The 17376-nt window shown below is 52.8% G+C and carries 20 protein-coding genes and 1 riboswitch; of the genes, 5 read left to right on the forward strand and 15 right to left on the reverse strand.

Annotated elements, in window-relative coordinates:
* Nucleotides 1-17: 17 nt before the first annotated feature.
* Entirely contained in the window at nucleotides 18-1019 is a 1002-nt protein-coding gene (locus tag IMCC3135_RS31705; protein WP_157736469.1) for a transposase, read from the forward strand.
* An 11-nt stretch (nucleotides 1020-1030) separates the two neighbouring features.
* On the opposite strand, the gene gpmI is transcribed toward IMCC3135_RS31705, so the two are convergent.
* From gpmI to IMCC3135_RS31765, 12 genes are all read right to left on the reverse strand, one after another.
* A complete protein-coding gene (gpmI, locus tag IMCC3135_RS31710; RefSeq protein WP_088921239.1) occupies nucleotides 1031-2569 on the reverse strand; it encodes a 2,3-bisphosphoglycerate-independent phosphoglycerate mutase in 1539 nt (512 codons plus the stop codon).
* 160 nt (nucleotides 2570-2729) lie between these two features.
* Nucleotides 2730-3743: a twin-arginine translocase subunit TatC gene (gene tatC, locus IMCC3135_RS31715; protein ID WP_088921240.1), complete on the reverse strand. Its 1014-nt coding sequence runs from the start codon at nucleotides 3741-3743 to the stop codon at nucleotides 2730-2732.
* A gap of 31 nt (nucleotides 3744-3774) precedes the next feature.
* Nucleotides 3775-4398: a Sec-independent protein translocase protein TatB gene (tatB, locus tag IMCC3135_RS31720; protein ID WP_088921241.1), complete on the reverse strand. Its 624-nt coding sequence runs from the start codon at nucleotides 4396-4398 to the stop codon at nucleotides 3775-3777.
* A gap of 32 nt (nucleotides 4399-4430) precedes the next feature.
* A complete protein-coding gene (gene tatA, locus IMCC3135_RS31725; RefSeq protein ID WP_205737810.1) occupies nucleotides 4431-4658 on the reverse strand; it encodes a twin-arginine translocase TatA/TatE family subunit in 228 nt (75 codons plus the stop codon).
* A 15-nt stretch (nucleotides 4659-4673) separates the two neighbouring features.
* Nucleotides 4674-4994, reverse strand: coding sequence for a phosphoribosyl-ATP diphosphatase (locus tag IMCC3135_RS31730; RefSeq protein WP_088921243.1), 321 nt, complete (start codon nucleotides 4992-4994; stop codon nucleotides 4674-4676).
* Between the two features lie 189 nt (nucleotides 4995-5183).
* The gene (hisI, locus tag IMCC3135_RS31735; RefSeq protein ID WP_088921244.1) at nucleotides 5184-5582 is read right to left on the reverse strand and encodes a phosphoribosyl-AMP cyclohydrolase; all 399 of its coding nucleotides are present in this window, start codon (nucleotides 5580-5582) and stop codon (nucleotides 5184-5186) included.
* Between the two features lie 148 nt (nucleotides 5583-5730).
* Nucleotides 5731-6504 carry an imidazole glycerol phosphate synthase subunit HisF gene (gene hisF, locus IMCC3135_RS31740; protein ID WP_088921245.1) on the reverse strand — a complete coding sequence of 258 codons (774 nt, stop codon included), beginning with the start codon at nucleotides 6502-6504 and terminating at the stop codon, nucleotides 5731-5733.
* An 11-nt stretch (nucleotides 6505-6515) separates the two neighbouring features.
* Nucleotides 6516-7259, reverse strand: a complete 744-nt coding sequence (gene hisA, locus IMCC3135_RS31745; RefSeq protein WP_088921246.1) for a 1-(5-phosphoribosyl)-5-[(5-phosphoribosylamino)methylideneamino]imidazole-4-carboxamide isomerase — start codon at nucleotides 7257-7259, stop codon at nucleotides 6516-6518.
* 166 nt (nucleotides 7260-7425) lie between these two features.
* Nucleotides 7426-8067, reverse strand: a complete 642-nt coding sequence (hisH, locus tag IMCC3135_RS31750) for an imidazole glycerol phosphate synthase subunit HisH (protein WP_088921247.1) — start codon at nucleotides 8065-8067, stop codon at nucleotides 7426-7428.
* Between the two features lie 74 nt (nucleotides 8068-8141).
* Nucleotides 8142-8735 carry an imidazoleglycerol-phosphate dehydratase HisB gene (gene hisB / locus IMCC3135_RS31755; RefSeq protein ID WP_088922189.1) on the reverse strand — a complete coding sequence of 198 codons (594 nt, stop codon included), beginning with the start codon at nucleotides 8733-8735 and terminating at the stop codon, nucleotides 8142-8144.
* A 269-nt stretch (nucleotides 8736-9004) separates the two neighbouring features.
* Complete coding sequence (gene dtd / locus IMCC3135_RS31760; protein ID WP_088921248.1) at nucleotides 9005-9454, reverse strand: D-aminoacyl-tRNA deacylase; 450 nt, start codon at nucleotides 9452-9454, stop codon at nucleotides 9005-9007.
* 358 nt (nucleotides 9455-9812) lie between these two features.
* The gene (locus IMCC3135_RS31765) at nucleotides 9813-10244 is read right to left on the reverse strand and encodes a rhodanese-like domain-containing protein (protein WP_088921249.1); all 432 of its coding nucleotides are present in this window, start codon (nucleotides 10242-10244) and stop codon (nucleotides 9813-9815) included.
* A gap of 108 nt (nucleotides 10245-10352) precedes the next feature.
* On the opposite strand from IMCC3135_RS31765, the gene IMCC3135_RS31770 reads away from it, so the two are divergent.
* The 4 genes from IMCC3135_RS31770 to IMCC3135_RS31785 all read left to right on the forward strand — a co-directional run bounded on the left by IMCC3135_RS31770 (nucleotide 10353) and on the right by IMCC3135_RS31785 (nucleotide 14802).
* Nucleotides 10353-11234 carry a lysophospholipid acyltransferase family protein gene (locus tag IMCC3135_RS31770; protein ID WP_205737811.1) on the forward strand — a complete coding sequence of 294 codons (882 nt, stop codon included), beginning with the start codon at nucleotides 10353-10355 and terminating at the stop codon, nucleotides 11232-11234.
* 84 nt (nucleotides 11235-11318) lie between these two features.
* A riboswitch (TPP riboswitch) is annotated at nucleotides 11319-11428 on the forward strand.
* A gap of 28 nt (nucleotides 11429-11456) precedes the next feature.
* The gene (gene thiB, locus IMCC3135_RS31775; RefSeq protein WP_205737812.1) at nucleotides 11457-12530 is read left to right on the forward strand and encodes a thiamine ABC transporter substrate binding subunit; all 1074 of its coding nucleotides are present in this window, start codon (nucleotides 11457-11459) and stop codon (nucleotides 12528-12530) included.
* Between the two features lie 3 nt (nucleotides 12531-12533).
* Nucleotides 12534-14174 carry a thiamine/thiamine pyrophosphate ABC transporter permease gene (thiP, locus tag IMCC3135_RS31780; protein ID WP_088921251.1) on the forward strand — a complete coding sequence of 547 codons (1641 nt, stop codon included), beginning with the start codon at nucleotides 12534-12536 and terminating at the stop codon, nucleotides 14172-14174.
* A complete protein-coding gene (locus tag IMCC3135_RS31785; RefSeq protein WP_088921252.1) occupies nucleotides 14161-14802 on the forward strand; it encodes an ATP-binding cassette domain-containing protein in 642 nt (213 codons plus the stop codon). The genes thiP and IMCC3135_RS31785 overlap by 14 nt, the downstream gene beginning before the upstream one ends.
* Before the next feature lie 180 nt (nucleotides 14803-14982).
* On the opposite strand, the gene IMCC3135_RS34870 is transcribed toward IMCC3135_RS31785, so the two are convergent.
* The 3 genes from IMCC3135_RS34870 to IMCC3135_RS31805 form a co-directional block, all read right to left on the reverse strand.
* Nucleotides 14983-15411, reverse strand: coding sequence for a VOC family protein (locus IMCC3135_RS34870; RefSeq protein ID WP_088921253.1), 429 nt, complete (start codon nucleotides 15409-15411; stop codon nucleotides 14983-14985).
* A 68-nt stretch (nucleotides 15412-15479) separates the two neighbouring features.
* The gene (gene ltaE, locus IMCC3135_RS31795) at nucleotides 15480-16514 is read right to left on the reverse strand and encodes a low-specificity L-threonine aldolase (protein ID WP_088921254.1); all 1035 of its coding nucleotides are present in this window, start codon (nucleotides 16512-16514) and stop codon (nucleotides 15480-15482) included.
* Nucleotides 16515-16717: 203 nt separating this feature from the next.
* On the reverse strand, nucleotides 16718-17371 hold the full coding sequence (locus IMCC3135_RS31805) for a thiamine diphosphokinase (protein ID WP_088921256.1): 654 nt from the start codon (nucleotides 17369-17371) through the stop codon (nucleotides 16718-16720).
* Between the last annotated feature and the right edge of the window lie 5 nt (nucleotides 17372-17376).

Genomic DNA, 17376 nt, shown 5'->3' on the forward strand with positions numbered 1-17376 from the left:
CGCAAAGGAATGCACAGATGGCAACTCCAAGACGGCTTGATGCCGCGCTACAACTGACGCCTTATTTTCACTGCACCAGCCGATGCGTGCGTGGCAGCTTTCTTTGTGGCATTGATCGAACTACCGGTCAGGATTTCACCCATCGGCGTCGCTGGCTTCGTAAGCGACTTCTGCAGCTTGCCACTATATTTTCGATAAAACTCGTCGCTTTTGCCATCATGGAAAATCACTTCCATGTCGTTCTGCGAGTTGATCGAGATATAGCGGAAACGTGGTCAGATGACGAGGTCATCCTTCGCTGGCATCAGCTTTTCAAAGGCACCGAGCTTAGCCGCCGCCATAGTGATTCAGAAACACTCGACTCATCTGAACTGAAAATACTATCCGCCAGTGTCCGTCGCTGGCGTAATGCCCTACACGATATCAGCTGGCTCATGCGCTGCGCGAAAGAACCATTGGCTCGCTTGTCGAACAGAGAGGATGATTGTAAAGGCCGTTTCTGGGAAGGGCGATTCCACAGCCAGACATTACTTGATGCCCGAGCGGTCGTTGCTTGCATGGCATATGTGGATTTGAATCCGACTCGTGCACAGATGTGCAGTGTGCCGGAAGAGGACCCTTTTACCTCTCTTCATTGTCGATTCAAAGCTGCATACAATGACACTGCAGCAACAGAGCCACTCCCTCCGGGTCTAATCAATCTGGACGAACAAAGTGAGAACAAACGGTACCCACAATTGCTCGTCAATACGCTTGAATACATCGAACTTGTAGACTTGACAGCTCGATTACACAGACCAGACAAGAGAGGCGCTCTTTCCTCACAAGCCATGCCTGCACTTCAAAGATTAGGCATTAACAAGGCCTCATGGCAAGAGCTCGAAAAATGTTTCAAGCAGCACTTCCATGTGCTGGTCGGAACTAGCGCTTCATTGAAACAAGCTTGCCAGGCGCTAGGTAAAAGATATGCCTGGGGACAGAAAGAATGTCACGACTTTTTCAATGGAGCTCCAATATGAGCTAATTGTTGCTAGTACGGCCCCAACAACAACGAAGAGCCTGTCATGGACTCTGGCTGATCAAGCCCCATGAGTTGTAGTATTGTCGGAGCGATGGAAGGCAGACCGTTACCATTACCCAACTCCCACATGATGGTATCGTGCACGACGCAGGCAACTGGAAATGTCGTATGTTGTGTATGAGGGTCTCCGCTCACGGGATCAAGCAGCATGTCAGCATTGCCGTGATCGGCAGCAAGAACGATTGAATAATCATTCGCTACCGCGCACTCCCACATTCTCCCAACCATTTTGTCCACAGTCTCGACCGCACTTACAACTGCTTCTCTGACTCCTGTGTGACCCACCATGTCGCCATTCGCCAGGTTAACGACTATCAGCCCTGCACTCTGCTCTTCAAGTGCGCGAACGATTCCATCAGTCACTTCAACCGCACTCATCTCTGGCTTCAGGTCATAGGTCGCTACTTTTGGCGAGGCCACCAACAATCGCTCCTCTCCTGCAAGGGGAGCATCCTGACCACCGTTGAAAAAGAACGTAACGTGAGGATATTTCTCGGTCTCTGCGGAACGAATCTGTTTGATTCCAGCATCGGATACCGCTTGCCCAAGAGTCTTGCCAGGCTCGTCACGTGTGAATGCACATGCAAACGGATAGGAGCTCTCATAGCGCGTCATCGTTGTGAGAGTCACCGGCGTGAAGTCCCCTCTATCAAATCCTTCGAACTCAGCAAGCCCCAATGCTTCACTCAACTCCCTGGGTCGATCGTTGCGGAAGTTGAAGAAGAAAACTTCAGATTGAGCGTCTAGAGGTTTGTGGGTGTCTAGAACAGTGGGTGTGATGAACTCATCAGTCTCGCCAGCATCGTAAGCCTTCTGGATAGCATCGTCGACAGAGGCCGCTTTGCGACCTTGGGCACACGCGATAGCTTGCCAGGCTGATTCGACTCTGTCCCAGCGCGTGTCACGGTCCATTGCGAAATAACGACCTGACACGGTTGCAATGTGACCATCAGCCTTCTCCAACGACTGCAATACCCCACCCATAAACTGCCGCACACTGCTCGGTGCAGTATCTCGCCCATCCGAGATGACATGCAACACAGGCGTGACTTGATTCTTTGCGCACAGTTCTATCAACGCGATTAGATGCTCGGTATGACTATGAACACCGCCATCAGATACCAAGCCAAGCAAATGCAGAGGTACACCCTTGCTTTTTGCTCGCTCCAACGCACCGCACACCGCCTCATTTTCAGCGAAAGTACCATCCGCAATCGCATCACCAATCTTCACCAAATCCTGCCGTAGCACCGTTCCTGCGCCTATTGACAGGTGCCCTACTTCAGAATTTCCCATTTGCCCTTCGGGCAGTCCAACCGCACGCCCGGATGCTTCCAGCAAGCACGTTGGATGGGTCGAGTAGATCCGATCAAGATTCTGGGTGTCTGCCAGAGCCACAGCGTTGTTGAGCTTGCACGGGTTTACACCAATGCCATCCATGATGATTAACAGAACTCGTCTGCGTGGAGGTTGCTGGAAGTCATTCATGAATCGCTATTCCTCAATGTGTCGCGGAGCTTGTTTCTAATACAGCTGTTCAGAACGGCACCTGATGTGCCTATAAAGCACAATCCTAGAACTTCCAATGCCAATTGATCACACTGCAGACCCGGGCAACGGTTTACCGTGCCCGGGGTTTTCGCCTCACTCAGCGCTGATCATCGTCAGGATTGTCATCCGAACTGTCGTCGGTTGAATCGGTCAGGCTATTACGGTACTTACCCTGTGCGTCCGGTTTTTCGACCAGCGACGGGTCTACTACATCTGCAGGGCTTGCTTTCTGGGTATCTGACACGACATCACTTTTGCCTTGGGCCGGATGGCTTGACGGTTTATGGGTGTCTTCTGTTGTGTCTGATGCTTTATGGGTGTCTTCTGTTGTAGACGAGTCATCGTTGTAGCGGCGTTCGCGTTCTACGCCAGCGTCAGTTATGCGCTGCTTGTAGGTCCGGGAGAACACAATGCCTACTTCGTACAGCAGCCACATGGGTATGGCCAGTAGGGTCTGTGAAATGATGTCGGGAGGCGTCAGGAACATCCCAATGATGAAGGCAGCCACAAAGACATAAGGTCGAATCTTGACCAGATTTTCCGGCGTGGTGATTCCGACAGCAACGACAAGAACCGTGGCCACAGGGACTTCGAACGCTATGCCAAATGCAAAGAACAGCGTTATGACAAAGTCCAGGTAACGGCCAATATCGGTACTGACCGTGACCCCCTCCGGAGCAACGCTTGTGAAGAAACCGAACACCAGGGGGAAAACCACGAAGTAGGCAAACGCGACACCGAGATAGAAAAGTCCCGTGCTGGACACAAGTAGCGGCACCACAAGCTTCTTCTCATGGGAGTAGAGTCCTGGCGCAACGAAAGACCAAATCTGATACAGCAGGTAGGGCACTGACAGAAAGACGCACAACATGAGCGTCAGTTTGAACGGTATGAAAAACGGTGCCGCTACATCGATAGCGATCATTTGACTATCAGGCAGATGCTTGAGCAGTGGCGCTGCCAGTGCCGTATATATCTTGTCCGAAAACCAGAAGAGACACAGAAAAAGTATCCCGACAGCGAGCAGCATCTTTAACAATCTGTCGCGCAATTCGACAAGATGAGACAGAAAACCTTGTTCTTCTTCTACCACTGAATCTGACGTTGCCATGGGATCGGATGCGCTACCAGTAGGGGGTGAATCAACTACCAGACTCTGTTCCAGCGCGATTCATATCGTCAGAATCGTCAGTGGAACCGCTTGAGCCGGTGCGCATAGTAGATGTTTCTTGACCACCATTGGTACCCGATGAGATCGGCTTCAATGATTGGGGCGATGTGGAGGCATCAATGCTAACTGCGGTGTCCACCGGGGTAGATCCTGCAGAAGAATCGTTGCTATTCGGAGTCTTTGACAAAGTCACAGTATCTGACTCAGCCCGTACGGAATCAGTTGCCAGCGTTTCCAACGATTTCTCGGTCTTCGAAGCGGTACCATCAAGCTCCTTGACGCTGGTTTCCAGCTCGCCCAGACTTTTCTTGGCGCTTTGCATAACGTCACGCGAGTTGTTTTCGAAATCCTTTTTCGCCGAGCTGACCATGTTCTTCAACTCATTGATTTGCTCGCGCTGATCACCGATCAGTTTTTTCAGATCTCCTGACTGCAACTCAGAAGCCAGATCAGTCTTGACCCCACGAACAAATCGCTGGAGCTTGCCGATCCACTGCCCAGCTGTTTTCGCTACAGCAGGCAGGCGCTCAGGACCAATGACAACCAGTGCCACGATCCCGATCAGAATAATCTCTGTAAAGCCGACGTCAAACACGTGTGCTTGATCCGATTAGAGGGCGCGTTGAATCAAACAGACTTTTGATCATCTGTCTTTTGCATGACAGTTTCATTAGCCTGCTTAGTGCCATCTTCCAGCTCTTCAGTTGGCGCAGTCTCTTCTTCCTTCACAGCCTGTTTAAAACCCTTCACAGCCGAACCCAGATCGCCACCCAGATTTTTAAGCCGTTTGGCCCCGAATATCAGCACGACAATAACCAGGATGATTAACAGCTGAGGAACACTTGGCATACCCATAATTTTCTCTATTGTCTAATCGCTGACGCGAGCAGCTTTCTCGGCATGTCCCGAGACACCTTCGCGACGCTGCAATTCGTTCAAAATATCAGCCGGCCCGAGCCCCTTGGCACTCATGAGGACCAGCATGTGAAACCACACATCGGCCGCCTCAGCCACCAGATCAGCCGAATCGTCTCCCTTGGCTGCCAGAATAAACTCGACAGCCTCTTCTCCTACTTTTTGCAATATGGCGTCTTCACCCCGAGCAAACAAGCTCGCTGTGTAAGATTCTGTCGCATTGCTCTGTCGACGACTGTCGATCTGATCGCCCAGCCGCGCAAGAATGTCGCTCATATTGAAATCTCGTTAAAATCCATACCGCCATAGTGTAAGCCGTACCGACGTCCGGTTCATGTCTACTGCCCACACTTTTTCGACAAATTCTTCGTGCCTGTGGCGCTTGTGGCTTATCGCCCTTCAATCCCAAGATCAGAACAAACTCACCACAGGTGCACGCATATTATTGCATCTGAACGCAATTGTTCATTCTTTACCAGATTTCGGCTTATTGTAGATATCGTCTGGCGACTTGATAACAGGTTCGCAATCCTGCCACTCGCCTTGCTCGTCCAGCTTGCGAAAGAAACAATGCTGACGCCCCGTATGACAAGCGATACCTCCCACTTGTTCCACGCTCAGCAGCAGAACATCCCCATCGCAGTCCAATCGAAGCTCTTTGACGCGCTGCACATGACCGGACTCCTCGCCCTTGCGCCAGAGCCGCTGGCGTGAGCGTGAAAAATAAACGGCTCGACCCGAGGCTATCGTCTCGCGCAGTGCCTCTTCATTCATCCATGCAACCATCAGAACCTGACCAGTCTTCTCATCCTGAGCAATGGCTGGCACTAATCCGGCATCATTGAATACGACCGATTCAATCATTTATTTTTCAACAACTTATAAAGAACCTGAATGGAAATTCTAACATGAAGCAATCGACCATATCCTGCGCCGATATCTCCATTCGAACCAGTCTTCAGAACTTGCCAGGCCGATACAAGGTATTTGTCGAAATCGACCCAGACTATGCCTATATGCGCACTTCGATGGATCGTGATGCCATGTGTGCCTTCGCTTCAGCGATCGTATATTCACCGAAGTGAAAGATGCTGGCTGCCAACACCGCATCAGCACCGCCCTTCAGCACTCCATCACTCAAATGCTCTAGCGTGCCGACACCACCGGAAGCAATCACCGGTATTTCCACGGCATCAGTAATGGCCCGAGTCAGTGCCAGATCAAAACCGATCTTCGTACCATCGCGATCCATACTGGTCAACAATAGCTCCCCAGCACCGTACTCAGCCATCCTGATAGCCCACTCGATGGCGTCAAGCCCTGTACTGGTTCGGCCACCGTGTGTAAAAATTTCCCATCGCGGTGCCTCGCCTGGCTTCGAGACAGATTTGGCGTCCAAGGCGACAACGATGCATTGCGAGCCGACCTTGTCGGTGGCTTCACGCACCAGATCCGGACGGTTAACAGCAGCAGTATTGATACCCACCTTGTCTGCCCCGGCGTTCAGCAACCGACGCACGTCTTCAACCGAGCGGATTCCGCCTCCCACGGTCAGAGGAATGAAAACCTCTGAAGCAACCTCTTCCACGACATGCAGAATCGTATCTCGGTTATCGGAGCTTGCGGTGATGTCCAGAAAGGTGATTTCATCGGCACCGGCTTCGTTGTACCCGCGCGCAACACTGACGGGGTCACCCGCGTCGCGGATCTCCAGAAACTTGACACCTTTCACCACACGACCGCCGTCCACATCAAGACACGGAATGATTCGTTTTGCCAAGCCCATGATCAGATCCCCTAGGCGTTATCGGTGTAGCTATCAGCCAACGCCTGAGCTTGCGCCAGGTCGATGGTTTTCTCATACAGTGCCCGGCCCACTATTGCACCCGCGATGCCGCGATGCCGCTGTTTACCCAGCGCATCGATGTCGTCAATATTGGTGACTCCGCCAGAGGCAATGATGGGAATATTGACCGCGTCCGCCAGTGCGGCCGTCGCTTCCGTGTTAACACCTTGCATCATACCGTCCCGACTTATGTCGGTGTACACGATGGCACTGACACCAACATCCTCGAATCGCTTCGCCAGTGACACAGCGGTAACACTCGACGCTTCAGCCCAGCCTTCCGTTGCCACAAAACCTTCATTGGCATCAAGACCAACAATGACGTGACCGGGAAAGCGTTGGCAGAGTTCATCCACGAATTCTGGCTGCTTGACCGCCAATGTGCCGATGATCAGGTACTGGACACCTGCATTGATATAGGCAGTGGCCGTCTCTATCGAGCGAATTCCACCACCGATCTGCACAGGCACATCACCACAAGCCTTGCAAATCTCACTGACAACGGCCGCATTACGCGGTTCGCCAGCAAAAGCCCCGTCAAGGTCGACCAGATGGATGCGTCGAGCTCCCTCTTTCAACCAACGCCTGGCCACATCAACCGGGTTGTCATCAAACACGGTGTCATCGTCCATACGCCCCTGGCGCAGACGTACACATTTTCCATCTTTCAGATCTATGGCTGGAATTATCAGCATCAAATCGATTCCGTTTTCTTGAACGAGAAAGGGGACATTCCAGCAGCACTGCAAAATGCGCTAGCCAGGAATAAGACACCCATAAAGTGACAGGCTTTCTGAAAGCAACAGAAGACACCCATAATTCTAACGGATGCCGTCTGACTCCCGATCTTCTGGACACCCATTAACTCAGACCATCCCAATACGCAAAATTGCGAAGTAGCTGCAGTCCATCAGCAGCACTTTTTTCAGGATGAAACTGACAGGCAAACAGATTGGGAGCCGCAACGGATACCGCGATGTCGTGCCCGTAATGACAAGAGCCGGTTACAACCGATTCGTCATCAGGCACACAGTAATAACTATGGGCAAAGTAGAAACGGCTGTTATCGTCAATGCCCGCCCACATCGGATGCTTTCGCACCTGGCGCACCTGACTCCACCCCATGTGCGGTACTTTCAAGCGCACACCATCGTCCAGCAGCGGATCATCAAATCTGACGACCTTGCCTGGCACCACATTCAGGCACTCGATGCCATTGTTTTCATCGCTGGCACTCAGTAAAACCTGATAGCCCATGCAGATGCCCAGAAATGGTCGGGTTCCAGCAATGCGGGTAATCGTTTGCGCCAGACCACTTTGTTGCAACGCAGCCATGCAGTCCGCTGCAGCCCCCTGACCTGGGCACACGACACGATCGGCAGATTCGATGACGCTGGCATCGGCACTGACAACCACTTCCATATTTTCAGTGACGTGCTCAATAGCCTTGGAAACCGAGCGAAGGTTACCCATGCCGTAGTCAATGACAGCAATTCTCTGCATGATGTTGCTCTGTAATAAATGTCCCCCGCCAATCGCGGGAAGTTGTCACAAACGATCAGTCGACCTGTAAGGAGCTACAAGACGCCTTTGGTTGACGGCATGGCATTAGCTGCTCTGTCGTCAATGGAACAGGCAACTCTCAGCGCACGACCAAATGCCTTGAACAGAGTTTCGATCTTGTGATGATCGTTGACACCTCGTAGCACATCCATATGAATAGTGGCTCTGGCGTTGTTTGCAAAGCCCTGAAAGAACTCAGAAGTCAGATCAACATCGAAATTACCAACGCGAGCACGCTTGAAGTCGGCATTAAAATGCAGGCCTGGACGACCCGAAAAATCGATGACAACTCGCGACAATGATTCGTCTAGTGGAACATAGGCATGTCCGTAACGCACTATGCCCTTGCGATCGCCAAGTGCCTGAGAGAAAGCTTCGCCCATAGCGATACCAATATCCTCGACAGTATGATGATCATCTATATGAGTGTCGCCATTGCACACAACATTCAGATCAAAAAGACCATGTCGAGAAATCTGATCGAGCATGTGCTCCAGAAATGGCACACCAGTCTGAAAATTACTGTTGCCGTGCCCATCCAGCACAAGCTCTACCGCGATACTCGTTTCCAGAGTTTTTCGCTCTACCTTCGCCGTACGACTAGACACTAAAAAACCTCCAGGAAATGTGCGGGAGCATACACCGTCCAACCACTCCTTGACACCCATAAACGTGCAAGATCCAACCAGCAAGCCCCCACCTCGAGAATTGAAGCAGTTGAGCACAACCAGACACCCATAAAGATTTGAAGTGCCACCGAAGACTTCAAATCACCAAAGCCAGGCTCTTGCAACTTCCCCATGCATCTCATGCTTGCTTGGAATTAGTGTGAAATCATATATTTATCAGAAACTTGAAAGACTACTTCAGTAGAAACCTAATCAGACTGCCGAGTTTGCAACCAGAAAGTCACGGGACCGTCGTTAACGAGGCTGACTTTCATATCTGCGCCGAACGTGCCTTGCCCCACGGGAAGGCTCTCGGTAGAGACCACTGAAACAAGAGCCGAAAACAGCTCACAGGCCTGTGCAGGAGGCGCCGCGGAGGAAAATCCGGGACGGCGACCTTTATGGGTGTCTGCTACCAAGGTGAACTGGGGCACCAAAAGCACGCCTCCACCCGACGCACGCACGTCCAGATTCATCTTCCCCTGCTCGTCGGAGAACAGTCGATAGCTGAGAATTCTCTCTGCCAGCTCCGCGACATTTTTATGGGTGTCTGATTTCTCGATGCCGATAAGCGTCAACATACCGGCACCTATATAGGCGCTGATTTGACCTTCGATAGTCACGGAGGCTTCGGTTACGCGCTGTATCAATGCAATCATAAAAGATCAAATAAAAGCAACATAATGCATATTTTAGTGAAAGTAGGAAAATTCCTACAACAAAATCAGTCATTTCCTACGCAAATACGAGGAATTTCCGATGGCAGTTCATCCTCGATATGCCGATAATATGCCGTGTGGTCAGGGAACTACCACAAACAAGGATGTCACACGGACGATACAAGTAAACAAGGAAGTTCAGCTCATGATGAGCTGCAGTTTTGATGACCACGTCAACCTGAGGGGCCAATGGATGGCTCAGCCCGGCCAACGGATGGCCGGGTTTTTGGTGGTTGAGCATCCTATGCTCCCCCAATGCCCTGTCAGGCGACCCTTCACTCCCAGCCAGACCTACCGCCTAGCATTGCTCCCATGGCAAGTCCTCGAAACGCCAGCCAGCCACCGTATTGCGGTGATGAGCGTCATCCAGCGGCCCTTCAAAGCCTCCTTCAATGACGCTGATATCACTCAGGCCATCACTAGCCAGAGCCTCTGCGGCATCCAGAGAACGGTTGCCGCTCCTGCAAATAAGGAAAACCGGTGAAGAACGGCGCCCTTTTGCAGACACCCGCCCCAATAAGGCTTTTCTGACATTCGCAACGAAGTTGACGTTGACGACCCAGTCAGGTGCATCAATCCACGGAACATTGACCGCGCCCCGCGGATGTCCGATCATCAGAAATTCCATATCCGAGCGAACATCAATCAGAGTCACTCCAGGCTCCGATTGCATGATTGCCCAGGCATCGGTTGGTGAAATGGACTCAATCGCCACAGCGCTGTCGCTCATGCAGTACTCCGTTAAACAATGGATTCACTAGTCGAACCAGATTCTAACGACAAGTCACCCTCATTTGCACCAGCTAAACTATTGCTTCGTCTCACACAGGTTTCTCAGATGTCCGTACTGCTCATCCGCACCTTGAGCCGGGCGCTCAGCTGGCTACCCTTCCATGCCAACCAGTCGCTGGGAGCGACACTTGGCCGCCTTGCCTGGCGACTAAACGGCAAACTGCGAAGAATAACCGAGATAAACATCGACCTGTGCTACTCGCAACTGCCCGAACACGAGCGCCGCGAACTGGTGCGTAACAGCCTGATCGAGACCGGCCGTCAGTTAACTGAAAGCGCTTGGATCTGGCATCGCCCTATCGAACAGAGTGACGAAAAAATCGTCGAAATACGAGGCCAGAACTGGCTGGATGAAGCGCAGCAATCCGGCAAAGGCTGCCTCATGGTGTCCCCACACCTGGGAAATTGGGAACTGTGCTCCTTGCCACTGTCCCGCCAGGAGCCGTTCACCTATTTCTACAGAAAACCCCGTCAAGCAGGTATGGACAAGGTTCTGCTGCGTTGGCGAGCTCACCTGCGAGGCCAACCGGCGACTCTCGATGTCTCAGGCATCAAGCAAGGCCTGAAAATTCTGAAGGCGGGAGGACTGGTAGGAATTCTTCCCGACCAGGAACCAGACCGAAACAACGGACACTTCGCCCCCTTTTTCAACAAGCGAACACTGACCATGACTTTGCTGTCACGGCTAGCCAATCGCAGTGGCGCTGTGGTGCTTTTCTGTGTCGTAGAGAGGTTGCCGCGCGGCAAGGGCTGGATTTTTCACATCATTCCGGCTGACAAGGCTGTCGCCAGCCGTGATATCGATGAAGCCACGATAGCCCTGAACCGGGGCGTCGAACGCTGCATTGAGCTCTGTCCTGCGCAATATCTGTGGAGCTACAAGCGCTTCAATACCCCTGAGGATGGCGCGCGCAGCCCCTATCGCTAAAACAACACACGCAGTCCGCCCTCTTGCAAGCAGATCGAACATGCCGCACACTTGCACCCGCGACAACACTGTCGCCATAACCATGATGACTCAACGGGGTGCCGCAAGGCTGAGAGTCCGGCAGATTAAAGCCGGCACAACCCGCAGAACCTGAACCGGCTAGCACCGGCGTAGGGATTGAGTTGCAGTGCCTTCGTCAGGTCATCATTCACAGATTCAACGATGATTATGACAAGCCTGCTTTCTGCGACTTTTTCCAATCCATTCGCCTTCTCGCGTACCGCGCTCGCATCAATGCTGGCTGCAAGCTGTATCGGCATGATGACTCTGCCAACCAGTGCCACGGCAGCCGAACGCACCTTGACCGTCTACACCTACGAATCCTTCACCTCTGAATGGGGTCCTGGCCCAGCCATCAAAGCAGGATTCGAAGAACAATGCGGTGACTGCTCCATCGATTTTGTGGCGCTGGATAGCTCGGCAGGCATTCTTAATCGAGTGCAACTGGAAGGCGATTCAAGTCGTGCCGATGTCGTTCTCGGCCTGGATACCAACCTGATGGCTATCGCAGAAGACAGCGGGCTACTGGCCGACTCTGAGGTGGACACCAGTTCACTCACATTACCCGTCAAATGGGAGTCCGATATTTTCGTCCCGTTCGACTATGGCTATTTCGCCTTCGTCTACGACACCGAAGCACTGGCAACACCACCTACCAGCTTTGAAGAACTGATCAACGCACCGGATGAGGTCAAGATCATCATTCAGGACCCTCGCACCAGCACACCGGGCCTGGGTCTGCTGATGTGGATGAAATCTGTCTACGGCGACAAGGCTGCTGAAAAATGGCAAGCGCTGCAACCACGCATTCTGACGGTCACCAAAGGCTGGAGTGAGTCCTACTTCTCCCTCTTTCTCAATGGCGAAGCCCCTATGGTGCTCAGCTACAGCACCTCGCCCGGCTATCACATGGAAATAGACAAGACGGAACGCTACCAGGCTGCCTCATTCAGCGACGGCCATTACCTTCAAATAGAAGTCGCCGCCTTGCTCAAACGATCTGAAAACCTTGAGCTGGGTCGTGAATTTCTGAGCTACCTGACCAGTAAAGAGGCACAGACAAGCATTCCGCTGGGCAACGTCATGTACCCGGTAGTTGACCTGGGCGATCAGCTACCTGCCTCTTTTGACAAGCTGATCGAGCCTGTCAAAACTCTGCAATTCTCGCCATTGGAAGTCAAAGACAATCGCAAGCAATGGATCAATGAATGGCTGGAGGCATCCACCGCAGGCTGACCGATGTCTATTCGCTGGCCTTGGTGGTCAAGTGGTGCCATTGCATTACTGCTGATTGCCGGCCTTACGCTGCTGCCCATGGCCGCCATGTTTCTGGAGGCCGGCAGCATTGAATGGCGCAGCATTTTCGCTAATAGCTACCTGCAAAGCGTCGTCCGGTTCAGTGTATCTCAGGCAATCCTGTCGACGCTATTGGCCTTGTTGACGGCAATTCCAGTCGCGTTGGCCTTGTCACACAAACCGGCATTTACAGGCCGCTCTCTGATCATCTCGGTGTTCAGCCTGTCTCTGGTCATACCGACCATCGTAGCGATCTACGGCATTGTTGCGGTATTTGGCCGCAGCGGCTGGTTAAATGAGTTGCTTGCATTTCTCTCAATCCAGCCCGTAGGACTCTACGGCTTGCCTGGCATTCTGATAGCGCATGTATTCTTCAACATGCCGCTGGCTACTCGCATTTTTCTAAACAGCCTGGAGACCATTCCAGAGGATAACTGGCGTTTGTGCAAACAGTTGGGCATGAGCCCCTGGGCCATATTCCGATTTGTTGAATGGGACCGCTTGCGCAATCAACTGCCCGGATTGGCGCTACTGATATTTACTCTGTGCTTCACCAGCTTTGCCATCATCATGACTCTGGGCGGTGGACCTCGCTCAACCACTATCGAAGTCGCCATCTACCAGGCACTGCGTTTCGAATTCGATATTACTCAAGCAGTGGCTCTGGCAAGCATCCAATTGGTAATCTGCCTTGCATTAATGGCGTTGAGTACAGTACTGCGCCACAACAGCAGCATGGACTTTCATGCCTACATACCACTGCGTGAGAAGAAATCCGCGTCACAGGTGTACGCGGTAAAGCAAGGATTGTGGCGAGGCACTGCCTGGAACCTCATCCACTGGGGCGTCATCATCACAGCCAGTTCATTCGTTTTTCTGCCATTACTTGCCCTGACACTGTCTGCGCTCAATGGCAAGACCCTCAGCGTGTTAACCGATGCCTCGACCCTGCAGGCCATGAGCAATACCATTATCGTTTCACTATGCGCTGCCGGGCTTTCTGTGTCCCTTGCCCTGAGCCTGCTGGTCAGTACTCGTCACATGCGTATTCGACTCCATCAGGAGCGGCGTGGCCAGTGGCTGCAACTGACTGGCAACATCATCCTCGTGCTACCACCCCTGGTTCTCGGCACTGGTCTCTTTCTACTACTGCGTCCCTTTGCCGATGTCTTCTCCATCGCCCTGGTGCTTGTGGTCATCATCAACAGCCTGATGGCCTTGCCCTTCGTGCTTCGCATACTCGATGGCCCCATGATGAGCGCAGCCAGCCAGCAGGACAGGCTTCTGCAATCTCTGGGTATACACGGCCTGAATCGCTGGCGTTTCATTGACTGGGTACAACTACGCAAACCACTGGCCTTATCACTGGCACTGGCAACGACACTCTCTGCCGGCGATCTGAGCGCTATCGCCCTGTTCGGATCTGAGCGTGTTCGGACTCTACCTTTGCTACTTTATCAACGCATGGGAAGCTATCGACTGGAAGAGGCTGCAGTGACTGCAGGGCTGCTCCTACTACTATGCCTGACCCTGTTTGCAATAATCCAACGACTACTGGGAGGAGGCAATCATGCTGCAGCTTGACCACACAGGCATCGCCTTTGCAGAGCGCGAATGGGAATTCGATCTGACGCTTGCAACGCACGGGGTGCACGCCTTGCTCGGCCGCAGTGGCTCAGGCAAGAGCACCTTGCTGAATCTGATTGCAGGATTCATGCGACCCGATTCAGGTGACATTCGCTGGCAAGGCCAGTCGCTGTTGCCGATGCAGCCCTCTCTCAGGCCAGTAACATCGCTATTTCAACAACAGAACCTGTTCTCCCACCTCACCGTCCGTCAGAATACAGGACTGGGCATAGACCCGGGACTCAAACTCTCCGCAGCCCAGATTCAGTCAATTCAGTCCGTACTTATTGACGTCGGGCTTGAGGGCATGGAACACAAGCTGCCCGGCATGCTCTCCGGCGGCGAGCAACAACGGGTTGCATTGGCCCGATGCCTGCTCAGACGCCGCCCCCTGTTGCTACTGGATGAGCCATTCAGCGCACTCGATGCCACAACGCGTCAGGAAATGATTACGCTGACGCGAACTGTCATTGCTCAATACAAGCCGTGCGTCATCATGGTCACTCACGATGAAGAAGATGCCGTCGCCATGCAGGCCAGCATTCTGCGCATACAGGATGGACGGATCAACCATGAGGCTGGCTGAAGATTTCAATCAAAATCATCAACCAGTCCGAGTCATCGCGACAAGGCTATATCCACCGAACTGACACACTCCAGATGCCGGGGACTTTACCTCTTATCAAAATTCACTTGGCACATCTCAAGATTCACTTAACGCACCGCAGCGCAGCGATGCCAGAAGCGAATCAAGTGCGTTGAATTCTCAGTGCGCGAAGAGCTGCGAATCATCTGCGAATGCCTTGAACTCAAGCGCGTTCCCAGACGGGTCAAGTAGAAACATGGTGTGCTGCTCACCCACTTCACCAGCAAAACGTACACGAGGCTTGATCACCCACCGTGTATCGGCATTAGCTTCCAGGCGCGTACGTAAATCGGCAAATTGCTCAACGGTCAACACCACACCAAAGTGCGGCACTGGCACCGCATCACCATCGACGGCATTGTTGATGGCAGCACTGGCAGCCTGAGATTCATCCAGGTGTGCCACGATCTGGTGACCGAAGAAGTCGTAGTCAATCCAGTGCGAATCTTCACGCCCCTGCGGACAGGCCAGCACCTGCCCATAAAAGGTACGCGCAGCTTCAAGATCATGAACGGGGAACGCTAAGTGAAAGGGTCTGAGTGCAGTCATGGTGATACCTGGGCTGGAAATCGATAGGATATTAAGTCTTCGGGCAATCCAACGAATCAGGCGGTTTTTCAGACCTGTGAATCATCCTCGAAGAAGTCGCTTATGACACTGATCACACGCTCCAGTTCTCCCCTGCCAACATCACAATGGGTAACCAGCCTGCATGTGTTTCCGTAAGCCGACAACAATATATTGCACTCTTTCGCTTTGGCTGACAATGCGGCACCGCAGTCCTGTTCGAAGTCCAGCCAGACCATGTTCGTCTGGGTCCAGCCAGAACGGACAACAAGCCCTTTCACAGAAGCAAGCTGTGTCGCCAGATAATCGGCATTCTGATGATCCTCGTGCAATCTTGCAACACCATCCGTCAGTGCGATTTTACCCGCCGCCGCCAGTATTCCGGCTTGCCGCATGCCGCCGCCTGTCATCTTGCGCCAACGCAAGGCCTGGGCGATAAAAGCCTTGTCGCCGAACAGCAAAGAACCGACTGGCGCCCCTAGCCCCTTCGACAGGCACAGAGACACGCTGTCAAAATGCTGTGCAATGTCCTTCAATGACACACCCAGCTTAACCGCCGCATTCGCCATACGAGCACCATCCAGATGCAGTTGCAAGCCGTGTTGCTGTGTAAAGGTTCTAGCCGACAGCATGCTTGAAACTGGCTGTACTCGGCCATGTTGCGAATTCTCAAGGCACAACAGGCGACTTCTGGCAAAGTGCACATCATCCTCTTTCAATACCGACTTCACGTCAGCCAGATCAATATTGCCATCGACACCAAACGGCACCGTCTGCGGCTGAATACCACCCAGCGCCGCAGCGCCTCCACCCTCATACTTGTAGGTATGGGCATCAGCACCCACGATATATTCGTCCCCACGCTGACAATGCGTCAGCAGAGCCACCAGATTCGACTGCGTCCCGGTAGGCATGAACAGACAGGCTTCGTGCCCAAGCAGATCCGCTGCAAACTCCTGTAACTCGTTAACCGTTGGATCATCTCCGTAGACGTCATCGCCCACTTCAGCGCCCGCCATGGCCGCCCGCATCTTATCGCTGGGGCGGGTCACCGTATCACTGCGCATATCGATTATCGTACTCATTCCAACTCCACTGTTCAGGCTTGCAGGATCGAGGTCCGGCAGCAGACACGTTGATAGATTAATAATTCAGGGGCACTCGACCAGCACCGCAGAAAACGCAGAAAACGCAGAAAACGCAGAAAACGCAGAAAACGCAGAAAACGCAGAAAACGCAGAAAACGCAGAAAACGCAGAAAACTGCAGGCAATCAGGCAATCAGGCAATCAGGCAATTTTATTCACAAGTACCAGCAGCGTACCACTGCCCTGGCGAACGCAAACCTGCTTGTCTTCAGTCACATTACTCAGACCTAACGTACTACCCACTTCAAGCGTTGCATCCTGTAACGGGTATTGTAGTCCGGACGTGGTGACACCGGTGGAGCCTGTCGGGGCCAGCAAACTGATCGTCTGCCCCGGCCTGACCGATATGACACAGCTAGCACTACCCTGCAGAACGTGGCATTGCGTCGTACCATCAATGAGCATCAAAGTGAATGGCCACGCTCGCAGTGCCGGCAGCATCCAGTTGAACAGCATGTGATCTGTGCGCCCACCGGACACACCCAGAATGACGACACTCTCTGGCGGGTCATCTGCCAGAACCTGCAGGGCAAGCTCCAGATCGCTAGCAGCCTTTTTGGCCGGATAAACAGACCGAGGCACTGCCGATAATGACTCTTGCGCCAATACCTCCTCGCTGGCACTGTCGAAATCACCAATCAGTAGCGTCGGCATCAGTCCGGCGGCCAGGCAATGTTCAATGCCGCGATCAACGCAGATAAACTGATCTCCTGCCCTCACCTCATCAAACGGCACATGGTCTGTAGAGAATTCGCCACCGGCAAATACCCAGGCCCTACCCCCCGTCGTCGTCATGCTTA

Source organism: Granulosicoccus antarcticus IMCC3135, assembly GCF_002215215.1.
Classification (GTDB): Bacteria; Pseudomonadota; Gammaproteobacteria; order Granulosicoccales; family Granulosicoccaceae; genus Granulosicoccus; species Granulosicoccus antarcticus.

Excerpts from the sequence above, each read along its gene's own strand:
- gpmI (WP_088921239.1), bottom strand. The coding sequence starts at position 2,569 with ATGAATGACTTCCAGCAACCTCCACGCAGACGAGTTCTGTTAATCATC.
- IMCC3135_RS31785 (WP_088921252.1), top strand. The coding sequence starts at position 14,161 with ATGCTGCAGCTTGACCACACAGGCATCGCCTTTGCAGAGCGCGAATGG.
- dtd (WP_088921248.1), bottom strand. The coding sequence starts at position 9,454 with ATGATTGCATTGATACAGCGCGTAACCGAAGCCTCCGTGACTATCGAA.
- IMCC3135_RS34870 (WP_088921253.1), bottom strand. The coding sequence starts at position 15,411 with ATGACTGCACTCAGACCCTTTCACTTAGCGTTCCCCGTTCATGATCTT.
- IMCC3135_RS31765 (WP_088921249.1), bottom strand. The coding sequence starts at position 10,244 with ATGAGCGACAGCGCTGTGGCGATTGAGTCCATTTCACCAACCGATGCC.
- ltaE (WP_088921254.1), bottom strand. The coding sequence starts at position 16,514 with ATGAGTACGATAATCGATATGCGCAGTGATACGGTGACCCGCCCCAGC.
- tatC (WP_088921240.1), bottom strand. The coding sequence starts at position 3,743 with ATGGCAACGTCAGATTCAGTGGTAGAAGAAGAACAAGGTTTTCTGTCT.
- hisF (WP_088921245.1), bottom strand. The coding sequence starts at position 6,504 with ATGGGCTTGGCAAAACGAATCATTCCGTGTCTTGATGTGGACGGCGGT.
- thiB (WP_205737812.1), top strand. The coding sequence starts at position 11,457 with ATGATTATGACAAGCCTGCTTTCTGCGACTTTTTCCAATCCATTCGCC.
- IMCC3135_RS31705 (WP_157736469.1), top strand. The coding sequence starts at position 18 with ATGGCAACTCCAAGACGGCTTGATGCCGCGCTACAACTGACGCCTTAT.
- hisA (WP_088921246.1), bottom strand. The coding sequence starts at position 7,259 with ATGCTGATAATTCCAGCCATAGATCTGAAAGATGGAAAATGTGTACGT.
- hisI (WP_088921244.1), bottom strand. The coding sequence starts at position 5,582 with ATGATTGAATCGGTCGTATTCAATGATGCCGGATTAGTGCCAGCCATT.
- IMCC3135_RS31805 (WP_088921256.1), bottom strand. The coding sequence starts at position 17,371 with ATGACGACGACGGGGGGTAGGGCCTGGGTATTTGCCGGTGGCGAATTC.
- tatA (WP_205737810.1), bottom strand. The coding sequence starts at position 4,658 with ATGGGTATGCCAAGTGTTCCTCAGCTGTTAATCATCCTGGTTATTGTC.
- IMCC3135_RS31730 (WP_088921243.1), bottom strand. The coding sequence starts at position 4,994 with ATGAGCGACATTCTTGCGCGGCTGGGCGATCAGATCGACAGTCGTCGA.
- IMCC3135_RS31770 (WP_205737811.1), top strand. The coding sequence starts at position 10,353 with ATGTCCGTACTGCTCATCCGCACCTTGAGCCGGGCGCTCAGCTGGCTA.
- hisH (WP_088921247.1), bottom strand. The coding sequence starts at position 8,067 with ATGCAGAGAATTGCTGTCATTGACTACGGCATGGGTAACCTTCGCTCG.
- thiP (WP_088921251.1), top strand. The coding sequence starts at position 12,534 with ATGTCTATTCGCTGGCCTTGGTGGTCAAGTGGTGCCATTGCATTACTG.